The following is a 19,480-nucleotide window of genomic DNA, read 5'->3' on the forward strand; positions in this document are numbered from 1 at the left end:
GTCGCGCAGTTCCCCGCGCCCCTGGGGGGTTGCGGTCCCGGCGGTCGGTGCGCGATGCCTTGGGGGTCTTGGCTGCGGGTCGGTGGGGGCTGGTCGCGCAGTTCCCCGCGCCCCTAGGTGGGTGCAGTCCCGCCCACCCAGGGGCGCGGGGAACCGCCCTCGCAGTTATGCCAACTGGGCCCGCACTCCCCAGGGGCGCAGCCCTCATGCCCTCGCAGCTATGGCCAACCGATCCGCAACCCCCCAGGGGCGCGGGGAACTGCGCGACCAGCCCCCACCACCCGCAGCCCGAAAACCACGCACACCACCCCCGAACCCAACTCCCAGGAGGCACCACCATGTACGAGCTCAGGAACGTCACCAAGCGCTACACCCGGGGCAAGGACACCGTCCACGCCCTCGACGGAGTCGATCTCACGATCGCCGACGGAGACCGCCTCGTCATCCAGGGCCCCACCGGCGGCGGCAAGTCCACCCTCCTCCAGATGCTCGGCGGACTCGACAGGCCCACCGCAGGTGAAGTCGTGCTGGACGGCACCGACCTCGCCAAACTCCCCGAGGCCCGCCTGACAAGGGTCCGCAGTGAGAACATCGGCTTCGTCTTCCAGTCCTTCAACCTCATCCCCACCCTCACCGCACAGGAGAACGTCGAGACCGCCCTCGTCCCCCTCGGCATCAAGGCGAAGGAACGACGCGAACGAGCCGCCGAGGCACTGACCTCCGTCGGCCTCGGAGAGCGCCTCGGACACCTGCCCTCCGAGATGTCCGGCGGCCAGCAGCAACGCGTCGCCATCGCCCGCGCACTCGTCAAGGAACCGAAAGTACTGCTCGCCGACGAACCCACCGGAAACCTAGACGAGTCGATGCGCGACGAGATCATGGACGTACTCGAACGCATGTGGAAGGAACTCGGGTTGACCTTCATCATGGTCACCCACGACTCCGCGATAGCGAAAAAGGCCCCACGCGTGGCCACCATCCGCAAGGGACGCATCAGTGTCAAGGAAAACGCGGGAGCGTAACTTGAGCACTCCGTAACGGAGTTCTCGCCGCCACGTAACAGTTGACCGGCGGGCTTCTCACCTTCTTCTCCTCTATTGAGGCGCCTGATCACCCCTCGGCATACTGCGTATTCCGGGGGGTGACAGGTACGCGTACATGACCTCCCCCGGCCGGGTGAAGGGGAATTCACCCGGACCATCTGCAAGGGGGAATCTTGCGCAGACAATTCAAAAGCGTATGCGCGGCCTCAGTCGCCACCGCGACCGCCGTGGCCCTCGCCTCGGGAATGACCAGCCCGGCGTCGGCCGAACCGGAGCGGAGCCCGTCCAGGGCCGCCGATCCACTCACCTCCCCGCACCGCGTCACCCTGATCACGGGTGACCGGGTCGCCGTCGACTCCAGGGGCCGGGTGGTCGGCCTGGAGCGGGCGAAGGGGCGAGAGCACATACCCGTCCAGGTCCGTGAGATCCGCGGGCACACCCTCGTGATCCCGGCCGACGCGGCTCGGCTGGTCGCGGCGGGCAAGCTCGACCAGCGGCTGTTCGACGTCACCGAGCTGACCAGGCCCGCGACCCGTACCTCCCAGGCCAAGGGCCTGAAGGTCATCGTCGGCTACAAGGGCGCCGCCACCGGCGCCAAGGCGGACGTCCGCGACACGGGCAAGCTGCGCCGGACCCTGACGTCCCTGAACGCGGACGCGGTGCAGACCTCGCACCAGGACACGCCCGATCTGTGGAACGCGCTCACCAACGGCGACCGCACCGCCTCCGGCATCGCGCACGTCTGGCTCGACGGCGTCCGCAAGGCCAGCCTCGACAAGTCCGTGGCCCAGATCGGCACCCCCAAGGCGTGGTCGGCCGGCTACGACGGCAAGGGTGTCAAGATCGCCGTCCTGGACACCGGCGTCGACGCCACCCACCCGGACCTCAAGGACCAGGTGATCGCGTCGAAGAACTTCACCCCGGCCGCCGACGCCACCGACAAGTTCGGTCACGGCACGCACGTCGCGTCCATCGCGGCGGGCACCGGCGCCAGGTCCGCCGGCAAGTACAAGGGCGTGGCGCCCGGCGCCGACCTCCTCAACGGCAAGGTCCTCAACGACTACGGCGAAGGTGACGACTCCGGCATCGTGGCGGGCATGGAGTGGGCGGTCCAGCAGGGCGCCGACATCGTCAACCTCAGCCTCGGCGGACGGGACACACCCGAGATCGACCCGATGGAGGCGGCGGTCAACAAGCTGTCCGCCGAAAAGGGCGTGCTCTTCGCCATCGCGGCCGGCAACTCCGGTCCGGAGTCGGTCGGTTCGCCCGGCAGCGCCGAGGCCGCCCTCACCGTCGGCGCCGTCGACGACAGGGACGTCCTCGCGCCCTTCTCCAGCACCGGACCGCGGATCGGCGACGGCGGCCTCAAGCCCGACGTGACCGCGCCCGGCGTGGCCATCACGGCCGCGTCCGCCAAGGGCAGCGTCATCGAGCAGGAGGAAGGCGAGAACCCGCCCGGCTACCTGACCATCGAGGGCACGTCCATGGCGACCCCGCATGTCGCGGGCGCGGCGGCCATCCTCAAGCAGCAGCACCCGGACTGGACGTACGCCGAGCTCAAGGGCGCGCTGACCGGTTCCGCCAAGGCCGGCAAGTACACGCCGTTCCAGCAGGGCACGGGCCGTGTCCAGGTCGACAAGGCCATCAAGCAGACCGTGATCGCCGACCCGGCGCCGGTGAACTTCGGTGTGCAGCAGTGGCCGCACACCGACGACAAGCCGGTCCCCAAGCAGCTGACCTACCGCAACCTCGGCACCGAAGACGTCACGCTCAGCCTCGCCGCCACAGGCTATGACCCCAAGGGCCGGCCGGCCCCCGCGGGCTTCTTCAAGCTGGGCGCGACGAACGTGAAGGTCCCGGCGGGCGGGAAGGCCTCCGTCGCCCTCACCGTCGACACCAAGCTGGGCGGCACGGTCGACGGCGCCTACTCCGCGTACGTCACGGCGACGGGCGGCGGGCAGAGCGTCCGTATGGCCGCCGGGGTGCAGCGCGAGGTGGAGTCGTACGACCTCACCGTCAAGCACATCGGCCGGGACGGCAGGCCGGCATCCGAGTACGACACCCGCCTGTTCGGGTACACGGGCCTGTCGACGAACATGGAACACCGCGTGCCGGTCACCGGGTCCGGCGTCACCAAGATGCGGCTGCCCAAGGGCTCGTATGTGCTGAACGCCGTGATCGACAAGGACCCGGAGTCCCCGGCGGGCGGGCTCGACTGGCTGGTGCAGCCGAAGCTGGACCTCACGAAGAACACCTCCGTGACGATCGACGCCCGCACCACCAAAGCGGCGGACATCACCGTGCCGGACGCGCGGGCCAAGCAGGTGGCCGCGACGATCGACTACTCCTACGACACGGCGGGCGTCAGCTTCTCCACGAGTGTCGACACCTTCGCCAACCTGCGCATGGCGCACCTCGGCCCGCAGGTCGCGAGCGGCCTGAGCCAGGTCTGGAACGGCCAGTGGACCAAGGGCGCCGGCACCGAGTACAACGTGGCGACCCTGGCCGAGGTCAAGAAGATCCAGGGTGGCAAGGTCCGCCACTTCAAGGCCAGTGAACTCGCCAAGGTGAAGAACGGCCTCGGTGCCTCGGCATCCGGCAGGACCGGCGCTCTGCTGGCCATCGGCAACTTCCCCGAGACCGGCGTGATGAGCGAGCCGATCGAGCAGAAGCTGCCGGGCTCGCGGACGCTGTACCTGTCCACGTCCGACAAGATCAAGTGGTCGTTGGAATTCGAGCAGTTCGCCGGCCGGGACGCCCAGGGCCGCCCGGTGATCGACCTGACCTACTCCCTGGGCGACGAGCAGGCCTACAAGGCGGGTCAGAGCTACTCGAACACCTTCAACACAGCGGTCATCGGCCCGCATCTCGACAAGTACTACGGCCTGTTCCGTGAGGGCAACCAGATCTACGGCGAGCTGCCGGTGTTCGCCGACGGCGGCAAGCACGCCGGCTGGTCGCCCTTCACCTCGGCGAACACGAGCCTGTACCGCAACGGCACCAAGATCGGCTCCTACGACGACACGGTGTTCGGCGGCGGCACGTTCGACGTCCCGGCCGGGGACGCCGAGTACAAGCTGACGACCTCGGCGCAGCGCAGCGCCAAGGTCGCGGCGGCCTCCACACGGATCGACGCGAGCTGGACCTTCCGCTCCAAGAGGTCGTCCGATGACCGGGTCAGGCTCCCGGCCTCCACGGTCCGCTTCAACGCCAGGACGGGCCTGGACAGCCGGGTCGAGGCGGACCGGAAGATGACGTTCCCGGTCACCGTCGTGGGCGCGGCCGCGGGCAGCAACCTGAAGTCGCTGCACGTGTACGTGTCGTACGACCACGGCCGGACCTGGAAGAAGCTCGACGTCCGGAACGGCAAGATCACCGTGACGAACCCGGCGAAGGGCAAGGCCGTCTCCTTCCACGCCAAGATCGCCGACAAGAAGGGAAACAAGTCGACGATCTCGATCTACAACGCCTACTACGGCAAGTAGTCGTACGGCGCGGACCAGGCCGTCAGCCGCCGCTGCCGTACGGCCTGGTCAGGATCTCCAGGTTGTGGCCGTTCGGATCGTCGAAGTAGGTGCCGCGGCCGCCGTCGTTGTGGTTGATCTCGCCGGCGCGGCGGTGGTACGGGTCGGCCCAGTACGTCAGACCGGCCTCCCTGATCCGGGCGAAGATCGTGTCGAAGTCGTCCTCCGACACCAGGAACGCGTAGTGCTGCGGTGTGATGGCGTCGGGCGAGTCCGCGTAGTCCAGGGTCACACCGCCCGGGATCTGGACCGGGATGAAGGGGCCGTACTGCGGGCTCACCTCCAGGCCCAGGATGTCGGCGAGAAACCGGGCCGAGGCCTGCTTGTCGTGCGCGGCGACGATGGTGTGGTTGAGCTGGACGGTCATCGGGGCTGCCTCCTCGTGTGCACGGTTCGGACGGGCTCCTCGTCCCAGGCTAGGCAAGGGCCGTGGTGCGGCGCATCGGTCCTGGGGAGGGAGTGGCTCTACTTCTGCGGCCCTCCGCCCGCCCCCGCTGGAGATCCCGGTCGGCGACACGCTGAGGGCCCCGGAGCAGTGCGGCTCCGGGGCCCTCGGTCTGCGGTGGTCCGTCAGATCGTCGCCGTGTCGATCACGAACCGGTAGCGCACGTCGCTGTTCAGGACCCGCTCGTACGCCTCGTTGATCTGGTCGGCGTCGATCAGCTCGATCTCGGCGCCGAAGCCGTGCTCCGCGCAGAAGTCCAGCATCTCCTGGGTCTCGGCGATGCCGCCGATCGCCGAGCCGGCGAGGGTCTTGTTGCCGCCGATGAGGGAGAACAGGTTCAGGGCGACGGGCTCCTCCGGGGCGCCCACGTTCACCAGGGCGCCGCCCGTCCTGAGCAGGCCGAGGTAGGCGCCGAAGTCCAGCGGCGCGGACACCGTGGAGAGGATCAGGTCGAAGGAGCCGGCGAGCTCCTCGAACGTCTTCGGGTCGCTGGTCGCGTAGTAGTGGTCGGCGCCCAGCTTCAGGCCGTCGTCCTTCTTGCGCAGCGACTGGGACAGGACGGTGACCTCGGCGCCGAGCGCGTGCGCGATCTTGACGCCCATGTGCCCGAGACCGCCCAGGCCGATCACGGCGACCTTCTTGCCGGGGCCCGCGCCCCAGTGCTTGAGCGGCGAGTACGTGGTGATGCCCGCGCACAGCAGCGGCGCGGCGACGTCCAGGGACAGGCCGTCGGGGATACGGACGACGAAGTTCTCGTCGACGACGACCTTCTCCGAGTAGCCGCCGTAGGTGGGCTCGCCGTCCTTGCCGACGGCGTTGTACGTGCCGACCGAGCCACCGGTGCAGTGCTGCTCCGCGCCGGCCTTGCAGTTGTCGCACTCACGGCAGGAGTCGACCAGGCAGCCGACGCCGACACGGTCGCCGACCTGGTACTTCGTGACGCCCGGACCGACCTCGGAGACGATGCCCGCGATCTCGTGGCCGGGGACCATCGGGAAGATCGCCTCGCCCCAGCCCTCCCGGGCCTGGTGGATGTCGGAGTGGCAGATGCCCGCGAACTTGATGTCGATCAGCACGTCGTGCTCGCGGACGGCACGGCGCTCGATGGTGGTGCGCTCCAGCGGAGCCTTGGCGGCGGGTGCGGCGTACGCAGCGACAGTGGTCATGCCGGGGTTCTCCTAGCAGGGGGTTTCGCGCCCGGCTGCCTTCTGACCTGGGCGCGGTGTCCAGCCTGCCGGAGGCTTCGGAGGCTACCCAGGCCACGGTTCTGCGTACGTTCGCCGGTCCTACCACTGGCGGGGACAGGATCGTGGGCGTACGACCGGGAATACTTGAGGCATGGACGAGAACCCCGAATCCGTATCCGGCGCCGCCGCCGACACCGGCTCGGGCCTCGACCGGCGTGCCGAGCTCAGCGAGTTTCTGCGTACCCGGCGGGCCCGGCTGAAGCCGGAGGACGTCGGGATGCCGGACTTCGGGCGGCACCGCAGGGTGCCGGGGCTGCGCCGGGAGGAGCTGGCGCAGCTGGCCGGTGTGTCCGTGGCGTACTACACACGGCTGGAGCAGGGCAACGGGCGGAACGTTTCGGCGGAGGTCCTCGACGCCATCGCCCGGGCGCTGCGGCTGAGCGATGCCGAGCACGCGCACCTCACGCACCTCGCCAAGCCGAAGCAGCACAAGAAGAAGCAGATCGCGCGGTCCGAGCAGGTACGGCCGGCGCTGCGGCAGCTGCTGGACTCGATCGACGGCGTGCCCGCGTACATCTCGGGTCGGCGCTCGGACATCCTCGCCTGGAACCGGATGGCCGCGGCGCTCTTCGGCGACTGGTCGGAGCTGCCGGTGCAGGAGCGGAACTGGGCGCGGCTGGTGTTCCTGCGGCCCGAGTACCGCGAGCTGTTCGTGGAGTGGGACCAGAAGGCGTACGACATGGTCAGCTATCTGCGCATGGACGCGGGCTGCCACTCCGACGACCCGCGCCTGTCCGCTCTGGTCGGTGAACTCTCCCTCAAGAGCGAGGAGTTCCGCCGGTTGTGGGCCACGCACGACGTCAAGGAGAAGACGTACGGCGTCAAGCGCCTGCGGCATCCGCTGGTGGGCGAGCTGACCTTGAACTTCGAGTCGTTCCGCGTCGGCGACGGCACGGAACAGGCCCTGATCACCTACCACGCGGAGCCGGGATCGCCGTCGGCGGAAGCCTTGCGGCTGCTGGCCAGCTGGGGAGCGGACGCGACGAAGGCGGGCTCGGGGTCGGGGGCCGGGACTTCGGGAGCGTAGGTGTGAGTGAGGGCGCGCGGGAGCCGGGTGCGTAGGTGTGAGGTGAGGGTGCGGCGCGCGGGAGCCGGGTGCGCGCGGGTGCCGGGCCGGGTGCTCAGCGTCCGCGGCCCTCGACCGCCACGGCGACTTCCTCCAGGTCCTTCGCGACGGCCTTGCCCACCGCCCGGGCGCCCACACCGCCCAGCACCTTGGCGAGCAGGCCCGTGACTCCGCCGGAGGCCACGCCAGTGAACGTCATACGGACCGTCGTCGTCGGACCGTCCGCCAGCAGCCGCCATTCCGAGATGTAGTGCGTGCCGTGCGACTCGGCCTCCACCACATAGCGCTCGGGCGGTTCGCAGGCCGTCACCCACATCTCCTCGGTGGCCTCCTTGCCCAACATGCGCCGCGTCTCCCGCCACCGCGTGCCGACGCCGAACACCCCGGCCGTGAGCACCTCGACATGGGTGACCGAGCTGAGCACCTGCACCATGCCCCGCAGATCCGTCAGGGACTCCCACACGGGCCCCTGGCCTGCGGCGATGCGCCGCTCCACGACGACGCTTCTGCTGGTCATGCCCTCCATGAAAGCAGCAGCGGCCGACCGGCGCCCGATGACCGGGCGCCTTCGCTCACCCGTCGGCCCTGGCGACCCCTATCGGGCACGAGACGCCCGTGCCACCGATCCCGCAGTAACCCGCCGGGTTCTTGTCGAGGTACTGCTGGTGGTATCCCTCGGCCGGGTAGAAGGTCCGGCCCTCCGCCGGGAGGATCTCCGTGCTGATCGTGCCGTAGCCGGAGTCCGTGAGGACCTTCTGGTACGCCTCTCGGGAGGCCTCGGCCGTCTTCGCCTGTTCGGGGGTGTGCGTGTAGATCGCCGAGCGGTACTGCGTGCCCACGTCGTTGCCCTGGCGGAAGCCCTGGGTGGGGTCGTGGGCCTCCCAGAAGGTCTTCAGGAGGCTGTCGTAGGAGATCACGGAGGGGTCGTACACCACGCGGACGACCTCCGTGTGACCGGTCAGGCCCGAGCACACCTCCTCGTAGGTGGGATACTCGGTGTAGCCGCCCTGGTAGCCGACCAGGGTCGTCCACACGCCCTCCGGGAGCTGCCAGAACTTGCGCTCGGCACCCCAGAAGCAGCCCAGTGCGAAGTCGGCGGTCTCCAGACCCTCGGGGTAGGGGCCGAGGAGCGGGTTGCCGAGGACCGTGTGACGGTCGGGGACCGTGAAAGTCGGTTCCGGACGGCCCCGCAGTGCCTGCTCGGGGGTGGGCAGGACGGGCGTACGGCCGAAGAGCATGAGGGTTCCTTCCTCGTGGGACACCTCCCAACCGGGCGGTACCCCCTTCAACGTATGGCCGGGTCCGCAGATTCCGCCCCCGGCGTGCGGCTCAGTGCGGAAGCGTCGCCGGGCTGCCGCCGTTGGCCTCGTAGCCCGCCACCGCCAGCGCGCGGTAGACCGCGAACTCCGCCGCCGGGTCCGGGGAGAGCGTCCAGGGCAGCGCGCCGACATGGCCGTCGACGTGCACCAGCTGGTCCATGGCCTCCGCCCAGCGCTCGCCGCGGACCAGGAAGAAGAGCAGCAGATGCCGTACGTGCGCCAGCATCGGGTCGTCGTGGCGGGCCGCGTGCACCGCGAACAGCGCGCCGTGCATCGCCTTCGTCACGACCTCGCTCTGGTAGAAGCCGCTGACCAGGTTCACCTCGGGCAGGTGCTCGAACACCGCGAACAGCGGCATCGCGGCGAGCAGGGAGCCCTGGGGCGCGCGGGCCGCCGCCGCTTCCGCGAAGTCGTACGCCAACTGGCGCGAGCCGTGCCACTTCTCGCACCAGTAGTGCAGCGCCGCCAGGTGCGCGCCCATGTGGGCCGGGGCCCGGTCCAGGATCTTCAGCCAGAGCTGCTCGAACTCCGCGCGGGGGTAGGCAAGCCCGCGGGCCACCGACAGCTCGATGATGTACGGGATCGGATCACCCGGGGCCAGCAGCGCCGCGTCACCGCACGCCGACTTCGCCTCCTCCATGATGATCCGGAACTCGTCCGTGCCCGGCGTCGCCGTCCGCCAGGCCTGCTGCACCAGGAACTCCGCGTGCACGGCCGCGCCACCCGCGTCCTTGGGCTGCTCGGTGCGCCACACTCGCAGCCACTGGCCGCCCGGCGACTCGCTGACCCCGCTGGGGCGCTGCTGCAGCTCCAGCGACGCGGCTCCGGCGAAGGCCTGCACCCGCTGCCAGCGCAGCTCGCCCTCCGACTCGGTGCCGGCGAGCAGCTGGGACGCCGCCTTGTAGTCCTGTGTGCGCTGCACCAGGTCCAGGACGTCCAGCAGATCCTGGTCGGGGCCGGGCATCCGGACGTCCAGCTCCTCCTGGCGTACGAAGCCGTAGTTCGCCGGGTCCGCGGCGTCGGGGTGGCCCGGCGGGACCTGCTCGATCATGCCCCGCCTGCGCCGCATGAACGGCAGCACCACGAAGCCGAGCATGACCAGCGCTATCAGGACCCAGAGAATCTCCATGCCTCCAGCGTTCCAGACGGCGCTGACAATTGGCCAACGGGTGTCGCCGACGTCAGGCGTGGAGATGCCCGGTGCGGGTGTGTGCGGCGTCCTCGCCTTGCCGCGGGCGCATCCGTGTCGTTCGCGGACTACGCTCGGTGCCCATGAGTGACAGGCACATCAGTCAGCACTTCGAGACCCTGGCGATCCACGCGGGCAACACCGCCGATCCCCTCACCGGTGCGGTCGTCCCGCCGATCTACCAGGTCTCGACCTACAAGCAGGACGGCGTCGGCGGGCTGCGCGGCGGTTACGAGTACAGCCGTAGCGCCAACCCGACCAGGACCGCCCTGGAAGAGAACCTCGCCGCCCTGGAGGGCGGTCGCCGCGGGCTCGCGTTCGCGTCCGGACTGGCGGCCGAGGACTGCCTGTTGCGTACGCTGCTCAGCCCCGGCGACCACGTGGTCATCCCCAATGACGCCTACGGCGGCACGTTCCGGCTGTTCGCGAAGGTCGTCGCGCGGTGGGGGGTGGAGTGGTCGGTCGCCGACACCAGCGATCCCTCCGCCGTACGGGCCGCCATCACCCCGAAGACCAAGGTGGTGTGGGTGGAGACGCCCTCCAACCCGCTGCTGGGGATCACCGACATCGCCGCCGTCGCGCAGGTCGCCCGGGACGCCGGTGCGAAGCTCGTCGTCGACAACACCTTCGCCACGCCGTATCTGCAGCAGCCCCTGTCGTTGGGCGCGGACGTCGTCGTGCACTCGCTCACCAAGTACATGGGCGGCCACTCGGACGTCGTGGGCGGCGCGCTGATCGTCGGCGACCCGGACCTGGGTGACGAGCTGGCCTTCCACCAGAACGCCATGGGCGCCGTGGCCGGGCCGTTCGACTCCTGGCTGGTGCTGCGCGGCACCAAGACCCTGTCGGTGCGCATGGACCGGCACAGCGAGAACGCCACCAGGATCGCCGACATGCTCACCCGGCACGCGCGCGTGACGCGTGTGCTGTACCCGGGCCTGCCCGACCACCCCGGTCACGAGGTCGCCGCCAAGCAGATGAAGGCCTTCGGCGGCATGGTCTCCTTCCGGGTCGAGGGCGGCGAGGAGGCGGCCGTCGAGGTCTGCAACCGCGCCAAGGTGTTCACGCTCGGCGAGTCCCTGGGCGGTGTCGAGTCGCTGATCGAGCACCCCGGGCGGATGACCCACGCCTCCGTGGCCGGCTCCGCCCTGGAGGTTCCCGCCGACCTGGTGCGGCTCTCCGTGGGCATCGAGAACGTCGAGGACCTCATCGAGGACCTCCAGCAAGCGCTGGGCTAGCCCTCACCAGCCCGTCAGCGGTGGGGTCGTCTCCGACGGCGGCTCCACCCAGGGGCGGGCCATGAGCGCCCAGACGACGAACGCCGCCGTGGCCGCGAACAGCAGCAGCCACATCAGCCGTGCGGCGGCCTTCCTGCGGCGCAGCATGCGGCCGCCGCGTCGCAGCACCTCCGGGTACAGGTCCGGCGGGACCGGGGTCGGCGTGCGCTCCATGATCTGGCGCGCGGCCGCTTCGCGTTGGGCGCGGTTCACGGCGACACCGCCTTCGCCACCGGCACGGCCGACGGGGTGCCGCGCGGCTGCAGCAGGTGCGCCGTCGCCCGGTCGCAGATCGTCCGGACGCGTTCCGCGGGCAGGCCGAGCAGGGCCCCCGCCTGCTCCTCGGCGACCCCCTCGTACAGCCGTAGCACCAGGATCAGGCGTTCCTGCGGGGAGAGCCGGGCCAGCGGGCTGTCGGGGTGCGGGTGGGGGCGGCGCCAGGTGGAACGGGCGAAGCGGGCGGCCAGGTGGCCGCGGGTGCGGTCGTACGGGTCCTCGCCGCGCAGTCCGTCCCAGCACGCGTACGTGTGCGCCAGGGACAGCGTCAGCAGACGCCGCGCGCGTGGGTTGCGATCGGGCGGCTCCGCGGTGAGCAGCGTGGCGGCATGCAGCAGCCGTACGGCCGCGCCCGCGACGAACGCCTCGAACTCGCGGTCGCGGCGGGCGTCCTGGACCACACGTCGTCGTCCCACCGCCCCTCCTGACTGACCGACCCTGAGGAACCGGGCCCCCACCAAGGAGGACCCGGTTTCAGTTGAGGCCAGCCATGGGCCCGGGTCAAGAGCCGGGACCGGATCACCCTCAGGACGCCGTGGGCGTCTCCGCGCCGGAGATTCCCTGCGCCGCCATCCGCGAGGAGAGCGCCGTGTTGAAGCGGGTGAGCAGCGAGCAGAACGCCTCGCGCTCCTCCGGGGCCCAGTCCTGCGTCAGCTCGGCCATCAACTGACGCCGCGAGGAGCGCACTTCCTCCAGCCGCGACTGCCCGCGCGGGGACAGCTGAAGCACCACCGCACGCCCGTCCTCGGGGTGCGAGGTCCGCTTGACCAGCCCCGTGTCGACGAGCGGCGCCACCTGCCGGGTGACCGTCGAGGAGTCGATCCCCATGCTCGCGGCCAGCGCCTTGACGCCCATGGGGCCTTCCTTGTCCAGGCGGTTGAGCAGCAGGTACGCGGCGCGGTCCATGGAGTTGCGCACCTGACCCACGCCACCGAGCCGGGTCTGTTCGGCACGGCGTGCGAAGACCGCCACCTCGTGTTGCAGAGTGTCGAGGAGACCGCTGTCGGCGACGGTCGTCATGTCCATCGACATTTCCGGTGTTGTGGGCATGGCCGGGGGCTCACTTCATGAAGGGGGTGCTGGGTTGGGGGACAGGGTACGCGGCCCGGACGCGGGGTGTACCGGCGCTGCGCAAACCCATCTCGGTGCTTGGTCACAACAGGGCCTCGCGCCTGTGAACTGCGAGACTTGTGTCATGAGCTACAGCACGGCTGACTCCTTGCCTCCCGTCACGCTCGACGACGTACGGGGCGCCCAGAAGATGCTGACGGGCGTGGCGCGGGTGACGGCGATGGAGGGCAGCAGGCACCTGTCCCAGCTGGTGGGCGCACCGGTGCACTTCAAGTGCGAGAACCTCCAGCGAACGGGATCGTTCAAGCTGCGCGGCGCCTATGTGCGGATCGCCGGGCTGCTGCCGGAGGAGCGGGCCGCCGGGGTCGTGGCCGCCAGCGCCGGCAATCACGCGCAGGGCGTCGCGCTCGCGTCGTCGCTGCTCGGCGTGGGCTCGACCGTGTTCATGCCGAAGGGCGCCCCACTGCCGAAGATCAGCGCCACCCGGGACTACGGCGCCGAGGTGCGCCTGCACGGTCAGGTGGTCGACGAGACGCTCGCCGCGGCGCAGGAGTACGCCGCCGAGACCGGCGCGGTCTTCATCCACCCCTTCGACCACCCCGACATCATCGCGGGCCAGGGCACGGTCGGCCTGGAGATCCTCGAACAGTGCCCCGAGGTGCGCACGATCGTCGTCGGTGTGGGCGGCGGCGGGCTCGCCGCGGGTGTCGCGATGGCGGTGAAGACGCTGCGGCCCGACGTGCGGATCGTCGGCGTGCAGGCGGCGGGCGCGGCGGCGTACCCGCCCTCGCTGGCGGCCGGACACCCGGTCGCCGTCGACAACCCGGTGACGATGGCCGACGGCATCAAGGTCGGCCGGCCCGGTGACGTGCCGTTCCAACTCGTCCGCGACCTGGTCGACGAGGTCCGGACCGTCACCGAGGACGAGATCGCCACCGCCCTGCTGCTGTGTCTGGAGCGCGCCAAGCTGGTCGTCGAACCGGCAGGGGCCAGCCCCGTCGCCGCGCTGCTCAGCGACCCCGGGGCCTTCGAGGGCCCGGTCGTCGCGCTGCTCTCCGGCGGCAACGTCGACCCGGTGCTGCTCCAGCGCGTCCTGCGGCACGGCATGGCCGCGCAGGGCCGCTACCTGGCCGTACGGCTGCGGCTGACGGACCGGCCGGGCGCCCTCGCCACACTTCTCGGGGTGTTGTCAGTGGTGGACGCTAACGTCCTCGACGTGAGCCACGTACGGACCGACCCACGGCTCGGGCTCACGGAGGCGGAGGTCGAACTGCACCTGGAGACGAAGGGGCGTACGCACTGCGCCGAGGTCGGCCAGGCCCTGCGCGAGGCGGGGTACACCGTCATCGGCTGAGGTGTCAGCGCGCGAAAGCGCAGGTCGGGGCCCCCTTGTCACTCATTCGGGTAAGCGCGTGTGAGACGCGATACATCGCGTTATGGTGTGTCTCGTTATTCCGCCACCCGGCGGAACGAAAAGTGCAAACCTAGGCTTTCCGAAGTTTCCCCGACGACGTGGAGATTCATATGCCAGGCGCCATCTATGCCGAAGGCCTGGTGAAGACCTTCGGTGACGTAAGGGCTCTGGACGGCGTCGACCTCGATGTCCCCGAGGGCACGGTCCTCGGCCTGCTCGGGCCGAACGGCGCGGGCAAGACGACGGCCGTCCGCTGCCTCACGACCCTGCTGCGCCCCGACAGCGGCTCGGCGGTCGTCGCGGGTATCGACGTCCTCAAGCATCCCGACGCGGTCCGCCGCTCCATCGGCCTGTCCGGCCAGTTCGCGGCGGTCGACGAGTACCTCACCGGCCGCGAGAACCTTCAGATGGTCGGCCAGCTCTACCAGATGAAGGCGAAGGCGGCGAAGGCCCGCGCGGACGAACTGCTGGCCCAGTTCGACCTCGCCGACGCCGCCGACCGCCCCACGAAGACCTACTCCGGCGGCATGCGCCGCCGTCTCGACCTGGCCGCCGCCCTGGTCGTCTCCCCGCCCGTGATGTTCATGGACGAACCGACGACCGGCCTCGACCCCCGCAACCGCCAGCTCCTCTGGGAGGTCATCAAGCGCCTGGTCTCCGGCGGTACGACCCTCCTCCTGACCACCCAGTACCTCGAAGAGGCCGACCACCTCGCGCACGACATCGCGGTCGTCGACCACGGCCATGTCATCGCCAAGGGCACCTCCGACCAGCTCAAGGCCCGCACCGGCGGCGAGCGCGTCGAGGTCGTGGTGCACGAGCGCGACGACATCCAGCCCGCCTCCGAGGTGCTTCGCGGCTTCGGCAAGGGCGACACCACGGTCGAGGACCACATGCGCAAGCTCACCGTGCCCGTCACCGGAGGCGCCAAGCTCCTCGCCGAGGTCATCCGCGAGCTCGACACCCGCGGCATCGAGATCGACGACATCGGCCTGCGCCGCCCGACCCTCGACGACGTGTTCCTGTCCCTGACGGGCCACCTCGCGGAGGTCGGGAACGAGGAGAACGACAAGGACAAGAAGGAGGCCGCGAAGTGAGCGCCGTCACCGACGCCGTGCGGGTCGCACCGGCCACGAACCCGTTCAGCCAGTCCGTCCGGGACTCGATGGTCGTCGCGAAGCGCAATCTGATCCGGATGTCCCGGATCCCGGAGATGATCATCTATGGGCTCATCCAGCCCATCATGTTCGTGGTGCTGTTCACCTATGTCTTCGGCGGGTCGATGCAGATCGGCAACAGCACCAGCGCCGCCGACTACAAGAACTTCCTGATGGCGGGCATCTTCGCGCAGACCGTCACCTTCGCCACCGCCAGTTCCGGCGCGGGCATCGCCGACGACATGCACAAGGGGCTCATCGACCGTTTCCGCTCGCTGCCCATGGCGCGCGGCGCGGTGCTGACCGGGCGTACCTTCGCCGACTCCGTGCAGACGGCGCTGACGCTCGTCGTGCTGGCGGTGGTCGCCCTGCTGGTCGGCTGGCGGGTGGGCTCGGACGGTGACACGAACGCGGGCCGGGTCCTGGGCGCCTTCGGGCTGCTGCTCCTGCTCGGTTACGCGTTCACCTGGATCGGCGCCCTGATCGGAATGTCCGTGCGGACGCCCGAGGCGGCCACCTCCAGTGGGCTGATCTGGCTCTTCCCGGTCACCTTCATCTCGAATGCGTTCGTGGACACCAGCCATATGACCCCGTGGCTGCGGCACATCGCCGAGTGGAACCCGTTCAGTGCGACCGTGCAGGCGTGTCGTGTGCTGTTCGCCAATCCGGGACAGTCACCGTCGGACGCCTGGCCCATGCAGCATCCGGTCTGGGCCTCGCTGATCTACTCGGTCCTGATCATCATCGTGTTCCGCACCCTCGCGGTACGGAAGTACCGCTCGGCGACCGCATGACGAGGCCCCCGGCGCCTGGTGGCGGCCGGGGGCTCGTGGAAGGACCGGTGGTGAAGGTCCTGCGGGTGGGTCAGCCGTTGTAGGGCTCGGCCTTGAGGATCTTCACCGAGGCCGTCTTGCCGTTCGGCAGCTCGTACTCGGCGTCCTCGCCGACCTTGTGGCCGATCACGCCGGAGCCCAGCGGGGACTGGGGGGAGTACGTCTCGATGTCGGAGCTCGCGTACTCGCGCGAGGCGAGCAGGAAGGTCAGGGTGTCGTCCTCGTCGCCGTCGAAGGCGATCGTCACGACCATGCCGGGCGCCACCGCACCGTCCGCCGACGCCGGCGCCTCGCCGACCTTGGCGTTCTCCAGGAGCTGGGTCAGCTGGCGCACTCGGAGCTCCTGCTTGCCCTGCTCCTCCTTGGCCGCGTGGTACCCGCCGTTCTCGCGCAGGTCGCCCTCCTCGCGCGCGGCCGCGATCTTGGCGGCGATCTCCGTGCGCGCAGGACCAGACAGGTACTCCAGCTCGGCCTTGAGCTGGTTGTACGCCTCCTGGGTCAGCCAGGTGACGTTCTCGCTGGTCTGGGTCACAGGTGCTCCTCGTAGGTACTGGGAATACAAAGCATCGCCCTACCCAGAAGGATGTTCCTTCACGGATGGGCGAAACCACGAGCCTAACAATTCAATGGCCGAAGGGGGAGGACATAAGCCATCAGAATCACGTCAACGCAGGTCAGCGCCTCTGCAATCCGGACACGGCCGGTCGGTGTCGATCAGGTCCTGTCGGTTTCGGTCGGCAGCACCGGTGGCTTGCCCGGCGGCACGTCAGTCGGCGTGGCAGCCGAGCAGTTCGGCCGTCGTTCCCTGGGACGTCGTACGCAGTGTGACGACCTTGTCGATGCGGGTGGCGTCGCCGTCGAAGCGGAAGTCGGCCCGGCCCACCTCGGCGCCGTTCTCCGCCTGGGAGCGCACCGTGCAGTAGCCGGAGGCGCCGGAGTCCTTGCGGACCTCCAGATGCACCTTCACCGCGTCCTTGCCGGCGTCGAACTCGATCACCTCGGCGCTGATCTTGTTCTGGGCGACGTAGTGATAGCCGAAGTAGCCGATCACCGCCAGCAGCACCGCTCCGAGGACGGCGCCGACGACCTTGAGCGTGCGGTCGGCGCGCTCGTCCGAGGAGCGGCCGTAGCGGCTCTCGGGCGGCCGCGTGCTCGCCGTACTCATGATCGTCCTCTCGGCCGGGGCGGGACGGATGTCCCGAAACGGGGCCCCCGGGCCGTACCCCGGAATTATCCGCCCCCCGATTCGGTCACTATAGAAGCCGCCGTTCGCCCGCGAAGACACCGGGGCGCCGACTACGAGGATTGAGTCTTGACTGACCAGCTGCGACTGATGGCCGTGCACGCCCACCCCGACGACGAGTCGAGCAAGGGCGCGGCGACCATGGCGAAGTACGTGTCCGAGGGGGTGGACGTGCTGGTCGTGACCTGCACGGGCGGGGAGCGCGGCTCCATCCTCAATCCGAAGCTGCAGGGGGACAAGTACATCGAGGAGCACATCCACGAGGTACGCAAGAAGGAGATGGACGAGGCCCGCGAGATCCTCGGGGTCAAGCAGGAGTGGCTCGGCTTCGTCGACTCCGGCCTGCCCGAGGGCGACCCGCTGCCCCCGCTCCCCGAGGGCTGCTTCGCCCTGGAGGACGTCGACAAGGCGGCCGGTGAGCTGGTGAAGCAGATCCGCTCCTTCCGTCCCCAGGTGATCACCACCTATGACGAGAACGGCGGCTACCCGCACCCCGACCACATCATGACCCACAAGATCTCGATGGTGGCGTTCGAGGGTGCGGCGGACACCGAGAAGTACCCGGAGGCGGAGTACGGCCCGGCGTACCAGCCGCGGAAGCTCTACTACAACCAGGGCTTCAACCGCCCCCGCACCGAGGCGCTGCACCAGGCCATGCTCGACCGCGGCCTGGAGTCCCCGTACGGGGACTGGCTCAAGCGCTGGGACGAGTTCGGGATGAAGCAGCGCACGCTGACCACGCATGTTCCGTGCGGTGACTTCTACGAGATCCGCGACAAGGCGCTCATCGCGCACGCCACGCAGATCGACCCCGACGGCGGCTGGTTCCGGGTGCCGCTGGAGCTCCAGAAGGAGGTCTGGCCGACGGAGGAGTACGAGCTGGCGAAGTCCCTCGTCGATACCTCCCTCCCCGAGGACGACCTCTTTGCGGGCATCCGCGACAATGCCTGACATGAGCGCAAGCGCAAGCCTGGCAATGACACAGCTCGCCACCCTCGCCAAGGAGGTGGACGAGGACAAGGTCACCCCCGGCGTCCTCGGTTTCATCGTCTTCGCGGTGATGGCCCTGGCGGTCTGGGGTCTGATGAAGTCGATGAACCGCCACATGAGCAAGGTGGACTTCAAGGAGGCTCCGGACTCGAAGGCGGAGTCCGGGGACGCGGCCGCGAAGGGCTGACGGCGAGGTGATGCGTTGACGGCGTGATTCCGTGATGCTCTGTGGGTATCATAGGGTCATGCTGTATCGCACGCCTGCCCTCACCTCGAAGGACCGCGAGGTGCTGGAGGGCATCGACAAGATGCGCCACGAGCTGCGGCACCAGGTCCTGCAGACGCCGACGAAGTGGACGGCGGGGCTGCGTAAGACGCTGACCGCCAACGCCATCGCCGGCTCCAACACCATCGAGGGCTACAAGGTCGACTCCGTCGATGTCGAGGACCTGATCGACGGTGAGCAGGAAGTCGCCACGTCGGAGGCGAACAAGGCGGAGACGCTGGCGTACCAGCACGCCATGACGTACGTGCAGTCGCTCCACGACGCGCCCGGGTTCGCCTACTCGGTGTGGCTGCTCAACGCCCTGCACTGGATGCTGCAGGGGCATCACCATCCCAGGAAGCTCGCGGGCCAGTTCCGCAGGCGAGGCGTGTGGATCAATGAGCCGGGCGATCCGCAGGAGGTCGCGTACATCGCCCCGGACGCCGAGCAGGTGCCCGCTCTCATGGACGAGCTGGTCGAGTGGCTCAACCAGGGCGATCCGGACGCCCACGTCCTGGTACGCGCCGCGATGGCGCACCTCAACCTGGTCAACATCCACCCGTGGGCCGACGGCAACGGCCGTATGTCGCGCTCGCTGCAGACCCTGCTGATCGCGCGTGGCGGCACTCTCGCGCCCGAGTTCTCCTCGATCGAGGCATGGCTGGGGAAACCGAAGAACACCTGGGAGTACTACAAGATCCTCAGCCGCGTAGGCGGCAAGGAGTGGACCCCCGACCGCGACACCGCCCCGTGGATCCGCTTCAACCTCCTCGCCTACCACCAGCAGTCCCAGTCGGTCCAGCACCGCATCACCCGTTCCAATCGCTGCTGGATCGACCTCACCGAGTACGCGGAGCGCCACGGCATCGACGAACGCCAGGTCACCGCGCTCCACGACGCCGCCCTGGCCGGCCGTGTCCGCCGCGCCCGCTATCAGCGTGCCGAGAACCTGAGCAATCAGCAGGCGGTCCGCGACGTGCGTGCCCTGACCGAGGCGGGGCTCCTGGAAGCCGTGGGCAACACCAAGGCGCGGTACTACGTGCCGGGTCCGGACTTCCCGGCGGACGTGCTGGAGGCGGTCCGGCAGCCGATCCGGCTGGTGGATCCGTACGAGGACTGAG

At 69.5% G+C, this 19,480-nt stretch carries 20 protein-coding genes; 10 read left to right on the top strand and 10 right to left on the bottom strand.

Annotated features, from left to right (window positions below):
- Positions 1-338 precede the first annotated feature (338 nt).
- Together L0P92_RS23220 and L0P92_RS23225 are read left to right on the top strand one after the other, a co-directional pair.
- Complete coding sequence (locus L0P92_RS23220) at positions 339-1,022, top strand: ABC transporter ATP-binding protein (protein ID WP_234764761.1); 684 nt, start codon at positions 339-341, stop codon at positions 1,020-1,022.
- A 266-nt stretch (positions 1,023-1,288) separates the two neighbouring features.
- Entirely contained in the window at positions 1,289-4,528 is a 3,240-nt protein-coding gene (locus tag L0P92_RS23225) for a S8 family peptidase (RefSeq protein WP_234764782.1), read from the top strand.
- 22 nt (positions 4,529-4,550) lie between these two features.
- Here the strand turns inward: L0P92_RS23225 and L0P92_RS23230 are convergent, their stop codons facing one another.
- Positions 4,551-4,934 (bottom strand): VOC family protein, encoded by a 384-nt coding sequence (locus L0P92_RS23230; protein ID WP_234764762.1) that lies wholly within the window; start codon positions 4,932-4,934, stop codon positions 4,551-4,553.
- A gap of 203 nt (positions 4,935-5,137) precedes the next feature.
- Entirely contained in the window at positions 5,138-6,178 is a 1,041-nt protein-coding gene (locus tag L0P92_RS23235; RefSeq protein ID WP_234764763.1) for an NAD(P)-dependent alcohol dehydrogenase, read from the bottom strand.
- Positions 6,179-6,350: 172 nt separating this feature from the next.
- Here L0P92_RS23235 and L0P92_RS23240 point away from each other — a divergent pair, with 172 nt between their 5' ends.
- Positions 6,351-7,286 (top strand): helix-turn-helix domain-containing protein, encoded by a 936-nt coding sequence (locus L0P92_RS23240; RefSeq protein ID WP_234764764.1) that lies wholly within the window; start codon positions 6,351-6,353, stop codon positions 7,284-7,286.
- Between the two features lie 94 nt (positions 7,287-7,380).
- Here the strand turns inward: L0P92_RS23240 and L0P92_RS23245 are convergent, their stop codons facing one another.
- The 3 genes from L0P92_RS23245 to L0P92_RS23255 all read right to left on the bottom strand — a co-directional run bounded on the left by L0P92_RS23245 (position 7,381) and on the right by L0P92_RS23255 (position 9,773).
- Positions 7,381-7,842 carry an SRPBCC family protein gene (locus L0P92_RS23245; protein WP_234764765.1) on the bottom strand — a complete coding sequence of 154 codons (462 nt, stop codon included), beginning with the start codon at positions 7,840-7,842 and terminating at the stop codon, positions 7,381-7,383.
- Positions 7,843-7,897: 55 nt separating this feature from the next.
- Positions 7,898-8,563: a peptide-methionine (S)-S-oxide reductase MsrA gene (gene msrA / locus L0P92_RS23250; protein ID WP_234764766.1), complete on the bottom strand. Its 666-nt coding sequence runs from the start codon at positions 8,561-8,563 to the stop codon at positions 7,898-7,900.
- A 91-nt stretch (positions 8,564-8,654) separates the two neighbouring features.
- Positions 8,655-9,773 carry a hypothetical protein gene (locus L0P92_RS23255; protein ID WP_234764767.1) on the bottom strand — a complete coding sequence of 373 codons (1,119 nt, stop codon included), beginning with the start codon at positions 9,771-9,773 and terminating at the stop codon, positions 8,655-8,657.
- 143 nt (positions 9,774-9,916) lie between these two features.
- On the opposite strand from L0P92_RS23255, the gene L0P92_RS23260 reads away from it, so the two are divergent.
- Positions 9,917-11,071, top strand: a complete 1,155-nt coding sequence (locus L0P92_RS23260) for a cystathionine gamma-synthase (protein WP_234764768.1) — start codon at positions 9,917-9,919, stop codon at positions 11,069-11,071.
- A 3-nt stretch (positions 11,072-11,074) separates the two neighbouring features.
- Here the strand turns inward: L0P92_RS23260 and L0P92_RS23265 are convergent, their stop codons facing one another.
- The 3 genes from L0P92_RS23265 to L0P92_RS23275 form a co-directional block, all read right to left on the bottom strand.
- Positions 11,075-11,323, bottom strand: coding sequence for a hypothetical protein (locus L0P92_RS23265; protein WP_234764769.1), 249 nt, complete (start codon positions 11,321-11,323; stop codon positions 11,075-11,077).
- On the bottom strand, positions 11,320-11,802 hold the full coding sequence (locus L0P92_RS23270; protein WP_234764770.1) for a sigma factor-like helix-turn-helix DNA-binding protein: 483 nt from the start codon (positions 11,800-11,802) through the stop codon (positions 11,320-11,322). Before L0P92_RS23270 ends, L0P92_RS23265 begins: the two co-directional genes overlap by 4 nt.
- 109 nt (positions 11,803-11,911) lie before the next feature.
- The gene (locus L0P92_RS23275; RefSeq protein ID WP_234764783.1) at positions 11,912-12,418 is read right to left on the bottom strand and encodes a MarR family winged helix-turn-helix transcriptional regulator; all 507 of its coding nucleotides are present in this window, start codon (positions 12,416-12,418) and stop codon (positions 11,912-11,914) included.
- A 163-nt stretch (positions 12,419-12,581) separates the two neighbouring features.
- Here L0P92_RS23275 and ilvA point away from each other — a divergent pair, with 163 nt between their 5' ends.
- The 3 genes from ilvA to L0P92_RS23290 all read left to right on the top strand — a co-directional run bounded on the left by ilvA (position 12,582) and on the right by L0P92_RS23290 (position 15,822).
- On the top strand, positions 12,582-13,811 hold the full coding sequence (gene ilvA, locus L0P92_RS23280) for a threonine ammonia-lyase (RefSeq protein ID WP_234764771.1): 1,230 nt from the start codon (positions 12,582-12,584) through the stop codon (positions 13,809-13,811).
- 170 nt (positions 13,812-13,981) lie between these two features.
- Positions 13,982-14,968, top strand: coding sequence for an ATP-binding cassette domain-containing protein (locus tag L0P92_RS23285; protein WP_234764772.1), 987 nt, complete (start codon positions 13,982-13,984; stop codon positions 14,966-14,968).
- On the top strand, positions 14,965-15,822 hold the full coding sequence (locus L0P92_RS23290; RefSeq protein WP_234764773.1) for an ABC transporter permease: 858 nt from the start codon (positions 14,965-14,967) through the stop codon (positions 15,820-15,822). The genes L0P92_RS23285 and L0P92_RS23290 overlap by 4 nt, the downstream gene beginning before the upstream one ends.
- Before the next feature lie 70 nt (positions 15,823-15,892).
- On the opposite strand, the gene greA is transcribed toward L0P92_RS23290, so the two are convergent.
- Positions 15,893-16,393, bottom strand: coding sequence for a transcription elongation factor GreA (greA, locus tag L0P92_RS23295; RefSeq protein WP_234764774.1), 501 nt, complete (start codon positions 16,391-16,393; stop codon positions 15,893-15,895).
- A 234-nt stretch (positions 16,394-16,627) separates the two neighbouring features.
- A complete protein-coding gene (locus L0P92_RS23300; protein WP_234764775.1) occupies positions 16,628-17,026 on the bottom strand; it encodes a DUF4307 domain-containing protein in 399 nt (132 codons plus the stop codon).
- Positions 17,027-17,194: 168 nt separating this feature from the next.
- Here L0P92_RS23300 and mca point away from each other — a divergent pair, with 168 nt between their 5' ends.
- Genes mca through L0P92_RS23315 form a run of 3 tightly spaced genes read left to right on the top strand, consistent with a single transcriptional unit; the run spans position 17,195 to position 19,479 of the window.
- Positions 17,195-18,055, top strand: coding sequence for a mycothiol conjugate amidase Mca (gene mca / locus L0P92_RS23305; RefSeq protein WP_234764784.1), 861 nt, complete (start codon positions 17,195-17,197; stop codon positions 18,053-18,055).
- Positions 18,048-18,281, top strand: coding sequence for a hypothetical protein (locus L0P92_RS23310; protein WP_234764776.1), 234 nt, complete (start codon positions 18,048-18,050; stop codon positions 18,279-18,281). The genes mca and L0P92_RS23310 overlap by 8 nt, the downstream gene beginning before the upstream one ends.
- Positions 18,282-18,339: 58 nt before the next feature.
- Positions 18,340-19,479 carry a Fic family protein gene (locus tag L0P92_RS23315; protein ID WP_234764777.1) on the top strand — a complete coding sequence of 380 codons (1,140 nt, stop codon included), beginning with the start codon at positions 18,340-18,342 and terminating at the stop codon, positions 19,477-19,479.
- Position 19,480 lies beyond the last annotated feature (1 nt).

The sequence above is a fragment of the Streptomyces muensis genome, assembly GCF_021474425.1.
Lineage (GTDB): Bacteria > Actinomycetota > Actinomycetes > Streptomycetales > Streptomycetaceae > Streptomyces > Streptomyces muensis.